Consider the following 19,203-nt stretch of genomic DNA (forward strand, 5'->3'; position numbering starts at 1 on the left):
CTGAGAATCAGACTTCGATATTATCAATCAGGCGGGTATTGCCCAAAGCAGCAGCAGCCAGTATGACCACAGCAGCAGTGGTATCTGCAGCTGGTACTAAGGTCTGGCGGTTAGAGATATTGATGTAATCTGCTTTAAAACCTGCGGCAGCAAGTTGCTCTTTTGCTTGTTGCTCCAAAGCGCGTAAATCGCTGAAACCTTGATTTAACTGCTGTTTCATCCACTGTAAAGTGCGGTACAAAGCAGGTGCTGTGGCGCGTTGTTCAGCCGTTAAATAGCCGTTTCGTGAACTTAAAGCCAAACCATCTTCAGCTCTGATTGTTGGCACCCCAATGATTTCAACAGGCATGGAAAGGTCAGTCACCATCTGGCGGATAATAGCCAGTTGCTGATAATCCTTTTGACCAAAACAAGCGATATCAGGCTGCACCAGATTAAACAGCTTGGTGACTATGGTCGACACACCACGAAAATGCCCGGCACGGCTGGCGCCGCAGTGATAATCACCTAACAGCGGCACTTCGACAAAAGTTTGTACATCCAGGCCACGAGGGTAAATTAGTTGTGGTGTTGGAGTGAATACTGCATCAGCGCCATGTTCAGTTAAACCCTGACAATCCTGCTCTAAAGTACGGGGGTACTTGTCTAAATCTTCATTGGCACCAAACTGCATCGGATTGACAAAAATACTGACAATGACTCTGTCGGCATGTTGCTTCGCCGTATCCACTAACTGTAAATGGCCCTGATGCAAGTTGCCCATGGTAGGCACAAAAGCAATACGTTCGCCGGCCTGACGCCATTGACGTATCAAAGCACGCAACTGAGCTGTATCCTGAATCATTAACATAAGAAACTGACCTTTAGAAACTATGTTCCGGACCAGGGAACTGGCCTTGTTTCACGTCCTGAATGTATTTGCCGATGGCTTGTTTAATTTCACCGGTTTCCTGCAGGAAGTTTTTTGAGAATTTTGGAATATAGCCAGAGCTGATGCCTAATAAGTCATGCATCACTAAAATCTGGCCATCCGTTTCTTTGCCTGCACCTATACCAATCACCGGAATAACCAGTGCTTTGGAAATACGTTCAGCTAAAGCTGACGGAATACATTCAACCACCAAAAGCTGAGCACCGGCTTCCTGCAAAGCAATGGCCTGCTGCACCATTAAATCTGCGGCCTGTTCATCGCGGCCTTGCACTTTAAAACCACCAAATACATGCACAGACTGCGGAGTTAAGCCTAAATGGCCACAAACCGGAATACCACGTTCAGTCAGTGCCTTGATGGTGGGTAATAAGAAATCACCGCCTTCGAGTTTGACCATATTGGCGCCAGCCTGCATCAGCGGTGTGGCGTTTTGCATCGCTTGTTCCACTGTGGCGTAACTCATAAAAGGCATATCGGCAATGACAAAAGCCAAAGGCGCACCAGCGCGGACGCAACGGGTGTGGTAAGCAATTTCAGCTGTGGTAACAGGAAGAGTGTCGCTATGACCCTGTAACACCATACCCAAAGAGTCACCAATCAGAATCACTTCAACACCGGCATCGGCAAACAATTTAGCGAAACTGGCATCATAGGCCGTTAAGGCGGTAATTTTTTCGCCTTTTTGTTTCAACTTCAGCAATTGAGCAGTGGTAATTTTTGCCATTTTTCTCTCATCCGACCACAAGGGAATAATTCGGGGCGCACCTTGGCATAAAACCAAAAGTTGTGCAAGTTATCAGAGACGACTCAGGCCATTGCGCGGCACTGTGGCCAGTAATTCTGTAAGCAAAGTGCCATCAGGTAACACCAGGCTTAAGTTTAGTTCTGCCAGCGGATAAAGCACAAACTCACGCACCTTCATGCCGTAATGCGGCACTGTTAAACGTTCGGTCTGAATGCTGTCATCACCAAACAACAGAATATCCAAATCCAGAGTGCGGGGGCCCCAGCGTTCATCTTTGCGCTGCCGGCCTTGTTCCAGTTCAATCTGTTGTAACCGGGTCAGTAAGTCGTCGGCAGATAAGCGGGTGCTCAGCAAAGCCACGGCATTAACGTAATCCGGCTGATCCTGTGGCCCCATAGGTTTGGATCCATAAAAACCAGAGACCTGTACCAGTTCAGTCTCTTTGATGTTCTGCAAGGCCAAAACAGCGCGTTCTAACTGTTGCACAGGCTGGTTTAAATTAGCACCCAGCCCAATGTAAACAAGGGTATCAGCCATTGGCTGCGGGGCCAGGTGGGCGGCGTTTAGTAGGCGGGCGACGACGACGTGGCCGACGTTCAATGCCTTCTTTGCCGAGGTTTTGCACTAAAATTTCACGGCCTGCTTCGTCATCCTGTTGGAAACGTTGCCACCAGTTGGCTAATTCCAGCAAATCGCCGCCTTCAGCTTGAGCCCGAAGTTGCAAGAAGTCGTAAGCACCACGGAATTTCACTTGCTCAAGCAATTTAAAGGCACGACGGCCAGCGCGTTTGCTTAAACGGCTTTGCAGGAACCAGATGTCTTTAATGGTCAGGCTAAAACGTTTTGGAATAGCGATAGAGCGCTGCACTTCATCCAGCACTTCCATCATCGCAATGTTCAGCGCATCGACTTCGTTTAAGCCACTTTCAACCAGCAATTGTTCTGCACGTTGTTCTACCGGATACCATAACAAAGCGGCAAAGGTGAAAGCCGGAGTCACAGGTTTATCAATGGCAATACGTTGATCCGTATCCTGCATGGCTTTGGTGATCAGGTTAAACACTTTGCCGCTACTGTCCTGCTTTAATACTTTGGCCAGTTGTGGCAACAGCTGTTTCAGAATGCCTAAATCGTTCAGCATCAAAAAGTTATCAAAGGCTTTTCCTGCCATAAATAACTTCAGGAATTCTTCAAATAAACGGGCGGCCGGAATGTTTTTCAAAAGCACTGCCAGTTCTTTAATAGGCTCTTTGCTGCCTGGCGCTATCTCCATATTCAGCTTGGTGGCAAAACGCACAGCACGCAGCATCCGCACCGGATCTTCACGGTAACGGGTTTCAGGATCGCCAATCAGCTCAATTTTTCGCTGCGCTATGGCTTCGATGCCATTGGCAAAGTCGTAAATGGCAAAGTCAGCTACGGAATAGTACAAGGCATTGATGCTAAAATCGCGGCGCTCTGCGTCTTCTTCAATAGTGCCATACACGTTGTCACGTAAAATCTGGCCTGCATCACTTTGGCTGGCTTTAGGGCTGGTTTCATCATCGCCCGTGTGGTGACCACGAAAGGTCGCAACTTCAATGACTTCACGGCCAAACACTACATGAGCTAAACGGAAACGGCGGCCAATCAGGCGGCAATTTTTAAACACCTGACGCACTTGTTCAGGGTGAGCATTGGTGACTACGTCAAAATCTTTTGGTTTTAAACCAAGCAGAATATCACGGATGCAACCTCCTACCAGATAGGCTTCATAACCCGCATCTTTTAAGCGGTATAACACCTTTAATGCATTAGGGCTGATGTCTTTGCGCGACACAGAATGAGCATCACGGGAGATTTTTTTCAGCTCTGGCAGAATGGACTGACGGCTTTTTTTGGGTTGAGCAACGCTCTCAACGCTTTTGCTGCCAAGGGTGCGGCGGCAAAAATCCAGGACTCGCGAAATAATGGCAGTACTCCTTGTGAGCATCTATAAATGAACTCGATGAAAAAAGCGGCTAATGATACCGCAGCAGCCGGAAAAATAGAATGTGCGGCCTTATGCTTTCTGGAAAATCTCTGGCTTTTTACAGGAAATCTGTTGATTTTTGTTCAGTTTGGCTGGGGACTTGGCTAATTTGCCAGTGAGAACAAGCCCAGGCCAGCAATTCACGGGCGTCGGCGCCTTGCAGTTCCTTAGGCGGTGGATGGCCAAGAAAACGTAAAACGGCAGCTAAAGTCTCGCTGACAGGCCAGAATTCAACTGTCGGTGCATGGTTTTGCTTACTGAGTTTAAAGCCAGGTTCAACCACGGCCAAAGGTAAATGCATATAAGCAGGCGTGGCTGCACCAAGAAGTTGAAAAAGCGCTTGTTGTCTGGTGGTCAGGTCAATTAAATCTGCACCACGCACCACTTCAGTGATGCCCTGATCCATGTCATCCACCACCACCACCAGTTGATAGGCAAATAAGCCATCACGGCGTTTTAAAATATAATCTTCTGCGGCAAGAGTGGCTGGAATTTGTATTTCACCAGCACGCTGGTCGGTAAAACTTGTTGCTGTGGCAGGCGCTTTTAAACGCCATGCAAGCGTGCCTTCAGTCAGGTTTTTATCACGGCAAAACCCATCATAACCTTGCCCCAGACTTTGAATGCGGGATCTGTTGCAGTTGCAGGCGTAGGTGAGTTGTTGCTGTTTAAATTGTTCCAGTACCTGCTGGTAGCGGTCTAATCTCTGGCTTTGCACCCAGACCTCGCCATCCCATAACAACTGATAACGCTCTAAAGTACGTAAAATACTGTCGGCTGCACCAGCTTGCATACGGGGTGTATCTATATCTTCCATCCGCACCAGCCATTGGCCTTGTTGGGATTTGGCTTGCAGATAGCTGCCCACAGCAGCAATGAGGGATCCAAAATGCAAAGGGCCGGATGGCGATGGCGCAAACCGGCCCCTGTAAGCAGGAGGTACAACAGGCATCATTAACCGCCCAGTTGTTTTTCCTTGATTTCAGCCAGTGTCTTACAGTCGATACACATATCGGCAGTAGGACGGGCTTCTAAACGTTTGATACCTATTTCGATACCGCAGGTGTCGCAGTAACCAAAGTCTTCGTCTTCGATTTTCTGCAGAGTTTTTTCAATCTTTTTCAGTAACTTACGTTCGCGATCACGAGCGCGTAATTCCAGACTGAACTCTTCTTCCTGAGCAGCACGATCCACTGGATCCGGGAAGTTTGCTGCTTCATCGGCCATATGGTTTTTAGTGCGATCCACTTCTTCACGTAACTGTTGACGCCATGCGTCCAGAATGCGGCGGAAATGGTCCAGCTGTTTTGGGTTCATGTATTCTTCGCCTTGCGCGGCCTGATATGGCTCTACGCCAGCAAGGGCTAACAGTCCCAAGGTTTTTACGGTTTTGCCTTCTGGCATGATCATCTCCTGTAAAACAGTGCCAAGCAAAAAGTTGGCGGCTAGTGATAGCAGAAAAATATGACAGCTGCAATCACTATTAAAAAAGCCGCCGAAGTATACAGAGCAGAACTGCCTGCGTCACCTTTTTTCCTGTTGTCTACAAATTTGGCTGGTTTAAAAAAGAAACACTCTAAACCGCGCAAAGCCAGCTTGGGAAGCATTGTTCTTTGCTCCATCTGTTAACTTGTTCAAAACAGAAGATATTTATTGCTTTAGTTTGCTAAAGTAAGGCTCTTTTTCTTAGGTACAGGTGCTGATATGGCCATTGAATGGGTTATTGCTTATTTGCTGCTGGGGGCGGCAACAGGTTTTTTTGCCGGATTATTAGGGGTGGGTGGTGGCGGCATCATGGTGCCAGTTCTGACGGCTTTATTTTTAGCGCAACAATTTCCGGCTGAATTGTCTGTGCATATGGCACTGGCCACTTCGATGGCTGCCATTATTGTCACCTCATTTTCCAGTATGCGTAGTCATCAGAAGCATGGTGCTGTGTTATGGCCTGTGGTCTGGAAGTTAACTCCGGCTATTTTAACAGGCACCATAGCTGCTGCTTATCTGGCTGCTGCTTTATCTTCGTTGGCGCTGGCCATCTTCTTTTGTTGTTTTATGAGTTATGTCGCACTGCAGATGCTGCTGAATGTCAAACCCAAAGCCAGCCGACAGTTGCCCGGACTGGTTGGGTTTAGCCTTACGGGTCTTATTATTGGTGCCGTATCGGCTTTAGTAGCTATAGGGGGCGGTTCTTTAACAGTGCCTTTTTTAACCTGGTGTAATGTCAAAATTCAGCAGGCCATTGGCACTTCTGCCGCCGTAGGTTTGCCTATAGCCATCAGCGGTACTTTGGGCTATTTCCTCGCTGGTGCTTCAGCAGGCACTGAGTTACCAGACTACAGTCTGGGTTATGTCTATTTGCCTGCTATGCTGCTGATTGCTTCTGTCAGTTATTTTACTGCGCCCCTTGGCGCTTCACTGGCGCACCGCTTACCAGTGGCCACTTTAAAGAAAGTATTTGCCGCCTTGCTTATCATATTAAGCGCTAAAATGTTGCACAGCGTCTTAACTTCGTAAAGGGCTGTAAAGGCCTGTGATACACTCGGGCCATAGGTTATCGGGACTTTATATCCAGAAATGAAGAGAATAAAACTATGTCTGATCTGATCCAAATTCGTTTAAGTACTGCTGCAGCAGAGGCCAAATGGGGCAAAAATGTGCTGCTGACACCAGATACAACGGGCTATCAGCTGCATGTCAAAGCCGCTGATTTACGCGCTGTGCAAAAAGCTGGTCGTCAACTGGATGCTTTAGGTATTCAACAATTTCAACTTGCAGGTGACGGCTGGACTGTCGACAGCCAGTGGGCTTTGTATCAGGGTTTTTGTAACGCGAAAAAGCTGGGCGCTATCGGCTGGACAGGTACTGAAGCTGAACAACAACAGTTGCAGCAATTGCACCAGACCTTTAGCTGGGCTAAAGCCATTATCAATCAGACTCCTGAAGATTTAGCCCCTGTGGCTTTGGCAGAGCAGGCCGTGGCTTTTATCAGCTCAATTGCGCCTGCTGGTACTGTGTCCAGCGAAATTATTGCAGGTTCAGCCTTGTTAGAACAGGGCTGGGTAGGTATTCATGCGGTGGGCCGTGGCAGTGAACGCGCTCCTGCCATGTTAGTGCTTGATTACAATCCAACAGACAAAGCTGATGCTGCTGTGTTTGCCGCTTTAGTGGGAAAAGGTATTACTTTTGATTCGGGTGGTTATTCGATTAAAGCCAGCGAAGGCATGGTCACCATGAAATGTGATATGGGCGGCGCAGCCACTGTCACAGCAGCTTTAGCTTTGGCGATATTGCAAGGTTTAAACAAAAGAGTGCAGCTGATTTTATGCTGTGCCGAGAACCTGATCTCTGGTGGTGCTTTTAAATTAGGCGATATTTTGACCTATAAAAACGGCGTTACTGTAGAAATTGTTAATACGGATGCGGAAGGCCGTTTAGTGTTGGCTGATGGTTTACAAAAAGCAGCAGAAGCGGCACCTGAACTCATTATTGATGCTGCTACCTTAACTGGCGCAGCAATGAGTGCTTTAGGTTCTGAATACAATGCAGTCTTTGCTTTGGATAAAGCCCTGGCAAATCGGGTTTTAGGTTACGCTGAACAGGTGCAGGAAGGGGCATGGCAGTTGCCGCTGGAGAAATGGCATCAGGGCCAATGTCCTTCCCCTTATGCTGATACCGCCAACAGCCGTCCGGTGAAAGGCGGTGGTACAGGTGGAGCCAGTAATGCGGCAGGTTTTTTAAGCCGTTTTGTGCCTGACGATGGCAAAGGCTGGGTGCATTTAGATTTAGCCGCTGCTTTTCATAACTCAGCCAATGGCTTCTGGGCCGCGGGCGCAACAGGTATGGGCATCCGTTTAGTGGCGCAAACGCTAAGCCAGGAATGATTTTTTCGTCAATTGCTGGTTAAGCCAGCAGTTGGCTGCAAAATGCTTGTTTCTGACTTCGGTTCAACCTAAAAAGCAGCTAGTATAAGGCTGCTTTTTTGTTTTTTTAAGAGATCTGATTTGTTACCTGTTGCAGAGATTTGCCCGGCGCTGATCCAAAGCCTGAAGCAGCACAATAAAGTGATTTTATCTGCGCCGCCCGGTGCAGGTAAGTCTACCTATCTGCCGCTGTTTTTATTAAAACATGCCGATTTTACCGGGAAAACTATTCTGCTGCTGGAACCCAGACGGCTGGCGGCTAAAAGTATTGCCAGCTATTTGGCCAGTCAGCTTAATGAAGCTGTAGGTCAGCAGGTCGGCTATCAAATCCGCCATGAAAAAAGTTACAGCAAAAATACCAGACTGTTGATAGTCACTGAAGGTGTGTTGATCCGGAAAATTCAGCAGGATCCAGAACTTACAGGCATAGACCTGATTATTTTTGACGAATTTCATGAACGTTCTTTGCAAGCCGATTTAGCTTTGGCTTTGGCGCTGGAAGTACAGCAACTGAATGCTGAGCTGCAACTGCTGATTATGTCCGCCACTTTAGACCAACAAAAACTCGCTGTGGCTTTAGATGCGCCAGTGCTCTGTAGTGAAGGTCGCAGTTATCCGGTGGAAATTCTATATCAGCCGCCGACCTCACAACCCATCTGGTTACAAAGTGCCAGATTAAGTCTGCAAGCAAGTATCAAACATCAGGGCAGTATTCTGACCTTCTTGCCGGGCCAGCGTGATATTAATCAGGCCAGAGATTGGTTATTGGAACAAAACACAGACAGCCATTTAGATATTTATGCCTTATCCGGTGCTCTCACTTTGGCTGAGCAGCAGCAAGCCATAGCGCCAAGTCCGGTCGGGCGGCGTAAACTGGTACTGACGACAAATATTGCTGAAACCAGTCTGACTATTGAAGGTATTCAGGTGGTGGTGGATTCAGGTTTGTGTCGTCAGGCTGTGTATCATCCAAAACATGGTTTAACCAGGCTCGACACTGTCGCTATCAGTCAGGCCGCCGCTATTCAAAGAGCGGGCCGGGCCGGGCGTTTATCGGCCGGTATTTGTTATCGTCTCGACAGCGCTGAATTATGGCAACGCCGTATTGCTTTTACCCCAGCTTCTATACTGCAATCAGATTTAACCTCGTTGCTATTGGAAATCTCGGCCTGGGGCTGTTCAGCAGAGCAACTCTTTTGGTTGGATCCGCCGCCCCAAGCCAATCTGAAATCAGCGGCCTGGGTGTTATTGCAACTCAAAGCCATCACGAACAAAGGCCAAATCACCGACTTTGGCAGACAGTTGTTAGCCACTGGTACTGAACCCAGACTGGCGGCTTTAGTGCTGCATGGCAAACAACTGGAACAGCAAGGTGAACAAGGGGCTGGCTGGTTGGCCGTGGTGTTGGCTGTTCTGCTGGAAAATCCAAATCGTAGCCGTGAGCAGGACATTGACCTGTTGCTGCAGCAACCTTTGTACGGCGCTTTGTTACAACAGGCAAAGCAATTAGCCCAGCAAAACCAGATCAAAGTCAGCGCTTATTTACCTGTACATTTAACAGCTGTGTTATTAAGCCGTGCTTTCCCTGACAGAATAGCCTTGTTGCGAGGCAAGGGGTACCTGCTGACCAACAGTGCCGGAGCTTCGTTATTTCCGGACAGTTCTTTGTCTGGTGCTGAAGTGCTGGTGATCTGTGATTTGTATTTTGGTCATAGTACTCAAATTAGCCTGGCGGCGCGCTGGAGTCTGGCTGAGCTGATGCAGGAGTGGCAGGCTGATTTACAACAACAGCAGTATCTGGGTTTTGATGCTCAGCAGGGGCGTTTTATCGCAGAACAACGTTTAATGCTCGGCAGTTGTGTACTGGAACGTAAAGCACTGCATAGCAAACTGACAGAAACAGAACAACAACAGGCCTGGCTGGACTGGTTAAAACAACAAGGTTTGCAGGCTTTACCCTGGACTGAACAAGCCCTGCAATTGCGTTACCGCCTGCAATTAATGCAGCAGCTTATGCCTGAACATCAGTTGCCGAAAGTGGATGAAAACACTTTGTGGGCTGACGCTGAAGTCTGGTTAGCGCCTGCTTTAGGAAAGTTTACAAAACTGAATGATTTGAATAAGTTAGACCTTTACGCTTTATTGTGGCAACGTTTAACGTACAAAGAGCAGCAGTTGCTAAATAGCTGTATGCCAGACAGTTGGCGTTCAGCTGTAGGATCTATGATCCCTGTTCACTACAGCGACGAGGGAGAAGCCATTTTGTCGATCCGAATTCAGGAAATGTTTGGGCAGCTCGATACTCCTGCAGTGGCAAACGGGCGTTTAGCCATGAAAATTCATTTATTGTCGCCTGCGCGTCGCCCTTTACAGGTGACACAGGATTTAGCCAGTTTCTGGGCTAATAGTTATGCCGAAGTGAAAAAGGAAATGAAAGGTCGTTATCCAAAACACTATTGGCCAGACAATCCTGCAGACGCCATGCCGACCAATAAAACTAAAAAAGCTATGCAAAAATGACTCAAAAACAAAGCCGTACCCCAAGAAAAAAACCAGTTACTAAAAATACCAAAGGCTCCCAGTTTGCCCGGCAAATGCTGTGGCTTGCACTGAAATTAGGCCTGGTGTTGCTGCTCACTTTATTTATTTATCTGATTTATCTGGACAGCAAAATTACCACCTTGTTTTCCGGCCATAAATGGCAGTTTCCTGCTCAGGTTTATGCCCGTAGTCTGGAGTTAATACCAGGTAAAAGCCTGACGCAAAAGCAATTAGTCAGTGAACTGGATTTGTTGCAATACAGAGCTGTTGATGTGATCAAAGGCCCTGGGCAATACAGTCAGAATGGCGACAAAGTGGTGGTGTTTCGCCGCGCTTTTCAGTTTGCCGATGGTTATGATCAGGAAGAAGCTTTTACAGTGTCTTTTGCCGGTCAAAGGGTGCATAACATTTATGATCATCAGTTGAAAAAGTCGGTGCAAAAAGCCCGGATTGAGCCTCAACTGGTGCAACATCTGGTGTCCTCTGAGCGGGAAGACAGAGAAATGGTGGTTTTGGCTGACTTGCCTGAGCATATAAAAGACGCTTTACTGACCATAGAAGACCGTGACTTTTATCAACATCATGGGGTGTCAATCTGGTCTGTAATGCGTGCCTTCTGGGCCAATCTGCAGGCAGGAAGAACAGTGCAGGGGGGGTCTACTTTAACCCAGCAACTGGCAAAAAATATGTATCTGACGTCAGAGCAAACGCTTATCCGTAAGGCAAATGAAGCACTGATTGCGCTGATCCTTGATTACCGCTACAGCAAAGATCAAATTCTTGAAGCTTATCTGAACGAAATATTTATCGGTCAGTTCCATAACAACGCTGTGCATGGTTTTGCTTTGGGCAGTAAGTTTTATTTCGGCAAGCCGCTGAATGAGCTATTGCCGGAAGAGTATGCGCTGTTGGTAGCTATAGTAAAAGGCCCTTCTTATTACGATCCACGTCGTTTTGGTGTCAGAGCGAAAAGCAGGCGTGATCTGGTACTGAAAATGCTGCATAACGAAAAGTTGTTATCAGAAGCTGAGTATAAGCGTGCTGCCAGTAAACCTTTGGCCGTGATCCCTATGGGCCATCATTTGAAAGGCCGTTCACCTTCTTATCTGGATGCGGTTAAACGTGAACTGAAAGATTTAGTGACAGATCAGGCCACCATTGAAAGCGGTATGAAGATTTTTACTTATATGGATCCGCAGGCTCAACTGGCGGCAGAACACACAGTGAAACAACGATTGTCTGAGCTGGATAGCAAACTGGAAGCTGCTATGGTGGTAACGGATTATCAGGCTGGTTCATACAAAGCCATAGTGGGTGGCAAAGCTGTGCATTTTGCCGGTTATAACAGAGCTTTAGATGCCCGTCGTCAGATTGGCAGTATAGTAAAACCCGTATTGTATTTGCAGGCGCTGGCGAAACCCAATCAGTTTAGTCTGGCCACTATGCTCGATGACAGCCCTATTCATCTGAAAGGTAATCCGAAGGGCTGGAGTCCACAGAATTTTGATAAAAAGTTTCGCGGTCAGGTTACTTTGCTGCAGGCGTTATCTGATTCACTTAATGTGCCGACCGTACGTTTAGGTTTAAAGTTGGGTTTACCTGCATTAAAGGATGGTTTTCGGCGTTTGGGACTTGAGCGTGAATTAAAACTGCAACCTTCAGCCTTTTTAGGGGCTGTAGAGCTGACTCCGGCCGAAGTAGCGCAGCTGTATCAGGTTATTGCCAACAAAGGCCGTTACATAAAATTAGCCAGCATAGAGTCAATTACCAAAACAGACGGTACTATGCTTTATCAGCGCAGAAACATTGTGCAACAAAGAGTTACAGAAGAAGCGGACTACCTGTTGCAATATGCGATGCAGCAAAGTACCCGCAGCGGTACGGCAAAAACTTTGGCAAATCAGTTTGGCACTATACGTTTTGCAGGTAAAACCGGGACATCCAGCGATCATAAAGACAGCTGGTTCACAGGTTTTGAACATGAAAGCTCTGTCACTATCTGGTTAGGACGGGACGATAATAAATCTATAGGTTTAACCGGAGGATCCGGGGCTTTAACCTTATTCAGCCAGTACTTCAAAATGGTGCCTCCGAACTCTTTGTTCAGAGCTGTACCACCAGATGTGACTTTAGGACGTTTTTCCGTCAGTACAGGCCGGGCTGTGGCCGATCATTGTGACGGAACTTTGTTGTTGCCCAAAGTTGTCAGTGTGACACTAGTGACGGATTGCGAATAAACGGGAATTATTGACTTATGTCGTTCAAACCAGAGAAGCAGTTAAAAGTTGAAGACTGGTGGTATTTGCCACAGTTGGATAAGTTGGCAAAACTAAACAGCAGAATGGAGGTTTGTGAACAGGCTAATCTCGATCATTTGTGCCAAAGCGTATTGAACTTCTTCTTACTGAACCCTGGCCGTTTGATTAGCAAAGAAGAGCTGCTCAAAGAAGTCTGGAACATGACCTCAGTGACAGATGGCCGTGTTGCCAGAGTGATCAGCATTCTGCGTGATGTACTGGGCGATAGCGTTAAGTCGCCCCGTTATATCGAAACTATCCCCAAACGGGGCTACCGTTTTATAGCCAAAGTGATAGAGCAGGAACAGATTGTTATCCGTGATCCCAATGCAGCGGAAGAGCCCCAAACTGCAGAGGAAAGGAAATTAAACCTGCGTTGGTGGGCGGGTTTAACCGCTGCAACAGTGCTGTTAGTGGCCTTTGCCAGCTGGTTATTCTGGCCGGAGACTGAGTTTGCTAATGAGCAGGTGCCTTTTATCAGTTGGAGCCCGGTGTCATCTAAAGATGGTCACGAGTATTACCCGGCTTTATCCGCTGATAACCAGTTTTTAGCTTATAGCTATCAAAAAGATACAGACAGTCCCCAAGTACTGATGCTGCAAAACCTGAACAATCATCAAAGCCAGCAGTTAACCAATAGTGACGGCAACGATTTTGGCGCCAGTTTCAGGCCAGATGGTAAGGCCATAGCTTACCAAAGGCTAAGATACAGAGAGTCCTGCGAAATTCGTTTACTGACTTTTTTAGGCATACCAGGTCAGTCGGAATGGACAGATGAGTTATTAACCCACTGTGGCAAAAACAGTGTGTCCAGCCGTTTATCCTGGGCAGCTGACGGCCGCTCTTTAATTTATACCAGCGATGAAAACAGCCCTCAGCGTATGGCGATATTTTCTTTGGATTTAACAACCAAAAATAAAACCCAACTGGTTTTGCCGGGTAATAGTGGCGTGGGCGATTTTACTGCCCGTTATTCTAATAGTGGCGATAAAATTGCCTTTTTACGGGATGTGGCCAGTAATTCAGTGCAAATCTGGTTAATGGATTTAGCCAGTGGTGAAACGTCATTATTAATACATCTGCAGCATAGTTACCCCGGTGATATAGCCTGGAGTCCGGATGATCAGTGGATTTATTACCCGGCTAAAAAATGGAATATTGAAGCGGTCAATACTAAAACCGGCGTTACAAAAACAGTGGCTTTAACTGATAATCAGGCTTATGACATACTGTTAGATCAAAATGGTGATTTTTATGGCTCTATAGGAACATATGGCAACTATTATATTAAAAAAGCGCATAACCCCATTCTGAATAGCTCCCCCTCTGACTCAGTCGTATTTAAATCTAACCGCAGTGAAAGTTTGGTTGAAGCCAATCCGCTAAATACAGGACCTACAGCAGTGGTTTCTGGTCGTACTGGTTTTTCTCAGATTTGGTTATTTTACCCTGATGACCGTCAGGTCATGATTAGCCACTTTACTCACTCAGCACATATTTCAAGTATGAAGTTTTCTCCCGATGGACAAAAGTTACTGGCACTGATAGATCAGCAAGTCTGGTTATTTGATTTACAAGGCGGCTCACAGCTTATTAGTAATGCAGGTGAAGTAGTAAAAAATATGAGCTGGGGTAAAGACGCCGATTCAGTGTTTTACACCACCTATCAAAAAGGCCGCTGGCAGGTGATGAATTATTCTCTAGCTTTGCAACAATCGACGGTGCAGATGCTTGGTTTAGACTTTTATTTGCAAAGCAGCAGTGGAAAATATCAGCTAAAACGTAATGCAACCACAAAAGTATATAGCCTGGTGTCAGAACAGGGCGAAGAAATATTGCCGGATGAAATGCAGCGTTTAATACTTGCAGAGGCAACCATAGTACTGTGGGACACAGGTATTTATTTTTTCAGCTTTAATGAAGCTCAAAAAAGCCAGCTGTATTTTTACGCTTATAACACCAAACAAATTACCCCTTTGGGTTTAATGTCTGAGGTTTATTCATCTCGTTTTTCATTAAGCCATGATGGTCAGTTTATTTTTGTGGTGGTTGGAGAAACACTGGATATAGATATGGCAAAACTGGAGCTGACAACCATAAAATAATCATAAATTTATAAATAAATCATCAGTTTATCTTTAGTTTTCAAATGGATACTGTGTTGGTCAAATTCAACCAACCCAATGGGAACTTTAGTATGAACATGATTAAATTAATTGTAGCCGTAAGCATTTTAGCTTCTTTTTCTTTTGCTGCTGAGAAAGCTCCTGCTACAGAGCAAAACCTGAACCTTGAGTTTGCCAACCTCTGCCCACAATGGCCAATTTGCCGACAGATCACTACGCACATTGATGAAACAGTGGTGTTACCAAATACCACTAAAGCGATCATCAGCAAAACCGCCTGATTACACCCCTCTACTTTTTGCCTGAATTGGTTATAATCCGCCTACTTAGTGATGTAGGCGGACCCTTATGCATTCTACGGCAGACTACCTGACCTTTGGTCAATGGCGGTATCTGCGTTCTATAGGACAATTACAGTCTCTGTCAGCTTCGGCTGATCCGGAGGTCTTAACCTTGGAACCACGGCTGCATAAGTTGTTAAACTTTTTTCTGGATCACAAAGATCTGGTGCTGAGTCGTGAAGATCTTTTAACTGCGGTATGGGGAGAAGATTCCGGGTCGGACGAATCCTTAACCAGAGCCATAGCGGGGCTAAGACGGGCTTTGCAGGACAGCAGAGTAGAACCTGTTTATATTGCCACCTTATCAAAAAAAGGCTATTGCTGGCTGGCTGCTGTTGCACCAGTGGCTTTACCTCCAGAGTCTGATACTGAAGATGCTCCGGCTGAGCCTTTGGATTTAATCGGCACTCAACAAGCCATAGACAAATGGCACGATAAAAAATTAACTAAGCTCAAACGTATTCGTTATATCTGGTTTAGCACCTTAGTTTTGATACTTTTCAGCTTTGCTTTTGCTTTGCTGCTCAGCAAAATGAACGAAAAAGCCACTTTACCGCGTTATCTGCAGCTGACACCTGTCAGTGCGCTGGATGGTAAAGAACAGACCCCACTGTTATCTGCAGATCAATCACTGATGGTGTTTCAGCATCAGCCGGCTGACAGTACCCATTGGCATTGGGTGGTGCAGCAACTGGCTTCAATGCAAATCCGGCGGGATCAGCAAAAGTTTCAGCAACTCTCTCAGCCTCATTGGCTGGATTCAGAACAAATAGTTTTTCGTGCTCAACAACAGCAGGAATGTGCTTTCTGGCGCAAAACAGTGAAAAACCAATTCGAAGCTGCGATTCCGTTATTTTCTTGTCACCAGTTTATAGCTGCGGGTCAGGCTATGACGCCGGAAGGATTGTATTGGCTGGATTTAGATCCGGCCACAGGCCAAAGCCAACTCTGGTTGTGGCAACAGGATACTTCGCAGCGTTTGTTAATGACCTTTCCCGCCCACTGGCGTGCTGTCAGTCATTTAATAGTGAAAAACAAAAAGGCCTATGCCATTGCACAGTCTGGCTATAGTTACTCGGCTTTGCTGGAGCTTGATCTGAGCGGGTCAGACTGGAGTACTATCACAGAGTTTGATTTTTCTGCCAATCAGCTGGCCTGGTGGGGGGAAAACGAGCTGTTGGTGAATAAGTCTGCCCGGCAGTTGCAGGTTTTGTCTTTGCGCACCGGAACCAGCAGAGTCTTTGGTGAAATGACCTTTAATCTGGCAGATAGCTCGGTCTGGCAACATTCATTATTGGCTGCTTATCCTGCTCAGGCCGTCACTGATTTACGTCAGTTAGAATGGCAGGAACAGAATAACCAGATAGTTACTTTACCTTTTGCCGATAGCAACAGATCCGAGTATTTATTGCTGGCCCATCAGGATCAGTATTTTTTTGTTTCGGAACGTTCTGGTTTACCCCAACTCTGGCGCTCACAAGGGCAGGTCACAGAGCAAATCAGCCAGTTTGAAACACAACATGCTATTGGGCAATTGTTATGGTTTGAAGGTCAATTATTACTGCTGATTGACCGCCAGCTGTACCATTTCTCAGCAGGTCAGTTAGCTCCTTTTATGCAAAAAAAGCTGAATAGCGAAGGTTTTGTGGTGTGCGCTGATACTTTGTATTGGGTGAGCAGAAATCAGCAAAGCTGGGCCTTACAGCAATTGCAGCAAGGCAAGATCAGTGAAGTACTGAAAGATGTAGTGAATGTGCAGTGTGGGCCTGAGAACAGCTTGGTGTTGCAACTGCAGAATTCTGCCCATGTGAAGCAATGGCGGCAGGGCCAGATATCAACACTGCCGATACAAATCAACTGGCGTACCACAGAGTCAAGGGCCTGGGTCAGCACAACAACAGGTTTGTATTGGTTGTCTGGTTATGGCACAGAATTGAATTATTATGACTGGCAAGATCAACAACAGCAGCAATGGCCCCTGGCGGAGCCAGCTCAGGCCCTGATGTCTGACAATGGAACTGTGTTTGTGCAGCAATTCAGGGCTCAGGATACAGACATTGTCTGGTTGCATCCTGAGCCTGCGGAATAGAGGCTCTAAATAACTTATCGTGATACACCTACTCGAGTCCATGCCGCCCACCCGAAACTGGTGGCGCTGCTTATCCCGAGTTCAGGCTATTTAGTCCCGGCTTAAGGCTGCTTTAAATATTCGATATACCAGCCATCCGCTAAGGCTTTAGTAAAATAAATTTTCTCTGTGATACTTCTTTTATCTTCCAGATGAATATCGGGATTAAACTCAGCTATTACAGCAGGTTGGTAACTATAAGCCATATAAGCGCCTTCTCCGGCAAAAAAGAAATCCCATTCAGTAACATACACCGAACATTCAGCGGTGCCGTCCTGATGCAAGGTCATATCTTCTTTGTCTATGTCTTCCAATAACTGGTCCAGCTGTTTTAATAAAGGCGCTACCTCTGCCGGATACTGCTCTGCTGTATCTGCGTAATAGCGATGAAATCTAGTATCAAGTGTCGCCTTTAAACTACAGGCAGCAGCGGCCAGCTGTTTAAACTTATCCTGATGTACCTGAAAATGCTGAGTCATTTCATCAACATCGCGTCTTTCGCTACAGCTGCTCAGCAAAAGACAACAAGCAAGCCCTGCTAAAAAATTGATTTTCATTTGTTATTCAGTCCCGGCTTAAGGCTGCTTTAAATATTCGATATACCAGCCATCCGCTAAGGCTTTAGTAAAATAAATTTTCTCTGTGATACTTCTTTTATCTTCCAGATGAATATCGGGATTAAACTCAGCTATTACAGCAGGTTGGTAACTATAAGCCATATAAGCGCCTTCTCCGGCAAAAAAGAAATCCCATTCAGTAATATACACCGAACATTCAGCGGTGCCGTCCTGATGCAAGGTCATATCTTCTTTGTCTATGTCTTCCAATAACTGGTCTAACTGTTTTAATAAAGGCGCTACCTCTGCCGGATACTGCTCTGCTGTATCTATCCAGTAGCGATGAAACTTTGTATTAAGTGTGGCTTTTAAACTGCAGGCAGCAGAGGCCAGCTGTTTAAACTTATCCTGATGTACCTGAAAATGCTGAGTCATTTCATCCACATCGCGTCTTTCGCTACAGCTGCTCAGCAAAAGACAACAAGCAAGCCCTGCTAAAAAATTGATTTTCATTTGTTATTCAGTCCCGGCTTAAGGCTCATTTAAATATTCGATATACCAGCCATCCGCTAAGGCTTTAGTAAAATGAATTCTTTCTGTAGTATTTCTGTTCTTCTCTAAATGGATATCAGCATTAAATTCAGCTATTGCAGCAGGTTGGTAGCTATAGATCATATAAGAGCCTTCTCCGGCAAAAAAAACAGACCATTCAGCAACAATCAGCGAACATTCAGCAGTGCCTTCTTGTAGCAGCGCCATATCTTCTTTGTCTATGTCTTCCAATAACTGGTCTAACTGTTTTAATAAAGGTGCTACCTCCGCCGGATACTGCTCAGCTGTATCTATCCAGTAGCGATGAAACTTTGTATTAAGTGTGGCCTTTAAACTGCAGGCAACAGAGGCCAGCTGTTTAAACTTATCCTGATGTACCTGAAAATACTGAGTCATTTCATCAACATCCCGTCTTTCACTGCAGCTGCTAAGCAGAAGGCAACAAGCAAGCCCTGCTAAAAAATTGATTTTCATTTGTTATTCAGTCCCGGCTTAAGGCTCATTTAGATATTCGATATACCAGCCATCCGCTAAGGCTTTAGTGAAATAAATTCTTTCTGTGGTATTTCTGTTCTTCTCTAAATGGATATCAGCATTAAATTCAGCTATTACAGCAGGCTGATAGCTATAGGTCATATAAGAGCCTTCTCCGGCAAAAAAGACAGACCATTCTCTCACAGTAAGCGAACATTCAGCTGTGCCGTCCTGACGCAAGGTCATATGTTCCTTGTCTATGCTCTCCAATAACTGGTCTAACTGTTTTAATAAAGGCGCTAGCTCTGCCGGATACTGCTCTGCTGTATCTATATCGTAGCGATGAAACTTTGTGTTGAGTGTGGCTTTTAAACTGCAGGCAGCAGTGGCCAGCTGTTTAAACTTATCCTGATGTACCTGAAAATGCTGAGTCATTTCATCCACATCCCGTCTTTCACTACAACTGCTCAGCAAAAGGCAACAAGCAAGCCCAGCTAAAAAATTGATTTTCATTTGTTTACATCTCCTGCTGGCAAAACACACCAGTGATAAATAAAGCAAAACCAGGCCTGATCTTTAT

17 protein-coding genes are annotated in these 19,203 nt (G+C 46.1%); 7 read left to right on the forward strand and 10 right to left on the reverse strand.

Features of this window, described 5'->3' with window-relative positions; genetic code table 11:
- Positions 1-7: 7 nt before the first annotated feature.
- The 6 genes from panC to dksA form a co-directional block, all read right to left on the reverse strand.
- The gene (gene panC / locus RHEIN_RS01660) at positions 8-850 is read right to left on the reverse strand and encodes a pantoate--beta-alanine ligase (protein WP_008897233.1); all 843 of its coding nucleotides are present in this window, start codon (positions 848-850) and stop codon (positions 8-10) included.
- Positions 851-863: 13 nt separating this feature from the next.
- Positions 864-1,655 (reverse strand): 3-methyl-2-oxobutanoate hydroxymethyltransferase, encoded by a 792-nt coding sequence (panB, locus tag RHEIN_RS01665; RefSeq protein WP_008897234.1) that lies wholly within the window; start codon positions 1,653-1,655, stop codon positions 864-866.
- Between the two features lie 72 nt (positions 1,656-1,727).
- Positions 1,728-2,213 carry a 2-amino-4-hydroxy-6-hydroxymethyldihydropteridine diphosphokinase gene (gene folK, locus RHEIN_RS01670; protein ID WP_008897235.1) on the reverse strand — a complete coding sequence of 162 codons (486 nt, stop codon included), beginning with the start codon at positions 2,211-2,213 and terminating at the stop codon, positions 1,728-1,730.
- On the reverse strand, positions 2,206-3,648 hold the full coding sequence (gene pcnB, locus RHEIN_RS01675; RefSeq protein WP_008897236.1) for a polynucleotide adenylyltransferase PcnB: 1,443 nt from the start codon (positions 3,646-3,648) through the stop codon (positions 2,206-2,208). Before pcnB ends, folK begins: the two co-directional genes overlap by 8 nt.
- Before the next feature lie 97 nt (positions 3,649-3,745).
- Entirely contained in the window at positions 3,746-4,642 is an 897-nt protein-coding gene (gene gluQRS / locus RHEIN_RS01680) for a tRNA glutamyl-Q(34) synthetase GluQRS (protein ID WP_008897237.1), read from the reverse strand.
- Positions 4,642-5,091, reverse strand: coding sequence for an RNA polymerase-binding protein DksA (dksA, locus tag RHEIN_RS01685; RefSeq protein WP_008897238.1), 450 nt, complete (start codon positions 5,089-5,091; stop codon positions 4,642-4,644). The genes gluQRS and dksA overlap by 1 nt, the downstream gene beginning before the upstream one ends.
- 300 nt (positions 5,092-5,391) lie before the next feature.
- On the opposite strand from dksA, the gene RHEIN_RS01690 reads away from it, so the two are divergent.
- From RHEIN_RS01690 to RHEIN_RS01720, 7 genes are all read left to right on the forward strand, one after another.
- Positions 5,392-6,201: a sulfite exporter TauE/SafE family protein gene (locus RHEIN_RS01690; RefSeq protein ID WP_008897240.1), complete on the forward strand. Its 810-nt coding sequence runs from the start codon at positions 5,392-5,394 to the stop codon at positions 6,199-6,201.
- Positions 6,202-6,278: 77 nt separating this feature from the next.
- Positions 6,279-7,568: an aminopeptidase PepB gene (gene pepB, locus RHEIN_RS01695; RefSeq protein WP_008897241.1), complete on the forward strand. Its 1,290-nt coding sequence runs from the start codon at positions 6,279-6,281 to the stop codon at positions 7,566-7,568.
- Between the two features lie 120 nt (positions 7,569-7,688).
- Positions 7,689-10,127, forward strand: coding sequence for an ATP-dependent helicase HrpB (gene hrpB / locus RHEIN_RS01700; RefSeq protein ID WP_008897242.1), 2,439 nt, complete (start codon positions 7,689-7,691; stop codon positions 10,125-10,127).
- A complete protein-coding gene (mrcB, locus tag RHEIN_RS01705; protein ID WP_008897243.1) occupies positions 10,124-12,385 on the forward strand; it encodes a penicillin-binding protein 1B in 2,262 nt (753 codons plus the stop codon). The genes hrpB and mrcB overlap by 4 nt, the downstream gene beginning before the upstream one ends.
- Before the next feature lie 17 nt (positions 12,386-12,402).
- Positions 12,403-14,550, forward strand: coding sequence for a winged helix-turn-helix domain-containing protein (locus tag RHEIN_RS01710; RefSeq protein WP_008897244.1), 2,148 nt, complete (start codon positions 12,403-12,405; stop codon positions 14,548-14,550).
- A gap of 92 nt (positions 14,551-14,642) precedes the next feature.
- Positions 14,643-14,852 (forward strand): hypothetical protein, encoded by a 210-nt coding sequence (locus tag RHEIN_RS01715; RefSeq protein ID WP_008897245.1) that lies wholly within the window; start codon positions 14,643-14,645, stop codon positions 14,850-14,852.
- A 67-nt stretch (positions 14,853-14,919) separates the two neighbouring features.
- Positions 14,920-17,001, forward strand: a complete 2,082-nt coding sequence (locus RHEIN_RS01720; RefSeq protein WP_008897246.1) for a winged helix-turn-helix domain-containing protein — start codon at positions 14,920-14,922, stop codon at positions 16,999-17,001.
- Positions 17,002-17,102: 101 nt separating this feature from the next.
- Here the strand turns inward: RHEIN_RS01720 and RHEIN_RS01725 are convergent, their stop codons facing one another.
- From RHEIN_RS01725 to RHEIN_RS01740, 4 genes are all read right to left on the reverse strand, one after another.
- Entirely contained in the window at positions 17,103-17,597 is a 495-nt protein-coding gene (locus tag RHEIN_RS01725; protein WP_008897247.1) for a hypothetical protein, read from the reverse strand.
- 18 nt (positions 17,598-17,615) lie between these two features.
- Complete coding sequence (locus RHEIN_RS01730) at positions 17,616-18,110, reverse strand: hypothetical protein (protein ID WP_008897248.1); 495 nt, start codon at positions 18,108-18,110, stop codon at positions 17,616-17,618.
- An 18-nt stretch (positions 18,111-18,128) separates the two neighbouring features.
- Positions 18,129-18,545, reverse strand: coding sequence for a hypothetical protein (locus RHEIN_RS01735; RefSeq protein ID WP_008897249.1), 417 nt, complete (start codon positions 18,543-18,545; stop codon positions 18,129-18,131).
- Positions 18,546-18,641: 96 nt separating this feature from the next.
- Positions 18,642-19,136, reverse strand: coding sequence for a hypothetical protein (locus RHEIN_RS01740; protein ID WP_008897250.1), 495 nt, complete (start codon positions 19,134-19,136; stop codon positions 18,642-18,644).
- Between the last annotated feature and the right edge of the window lie 67 nt (positions 19,137-19,203).

It is taken from the genome of Rheinheimera sp. A13L, assembly GCF_000217935.1.
Classification (GTDB): domain Bacteria; phylum Pseudomonadota; class Gammaproteobacteria; order Enterobacterales; family Alteromonadaceae; genus Pararheinheimera.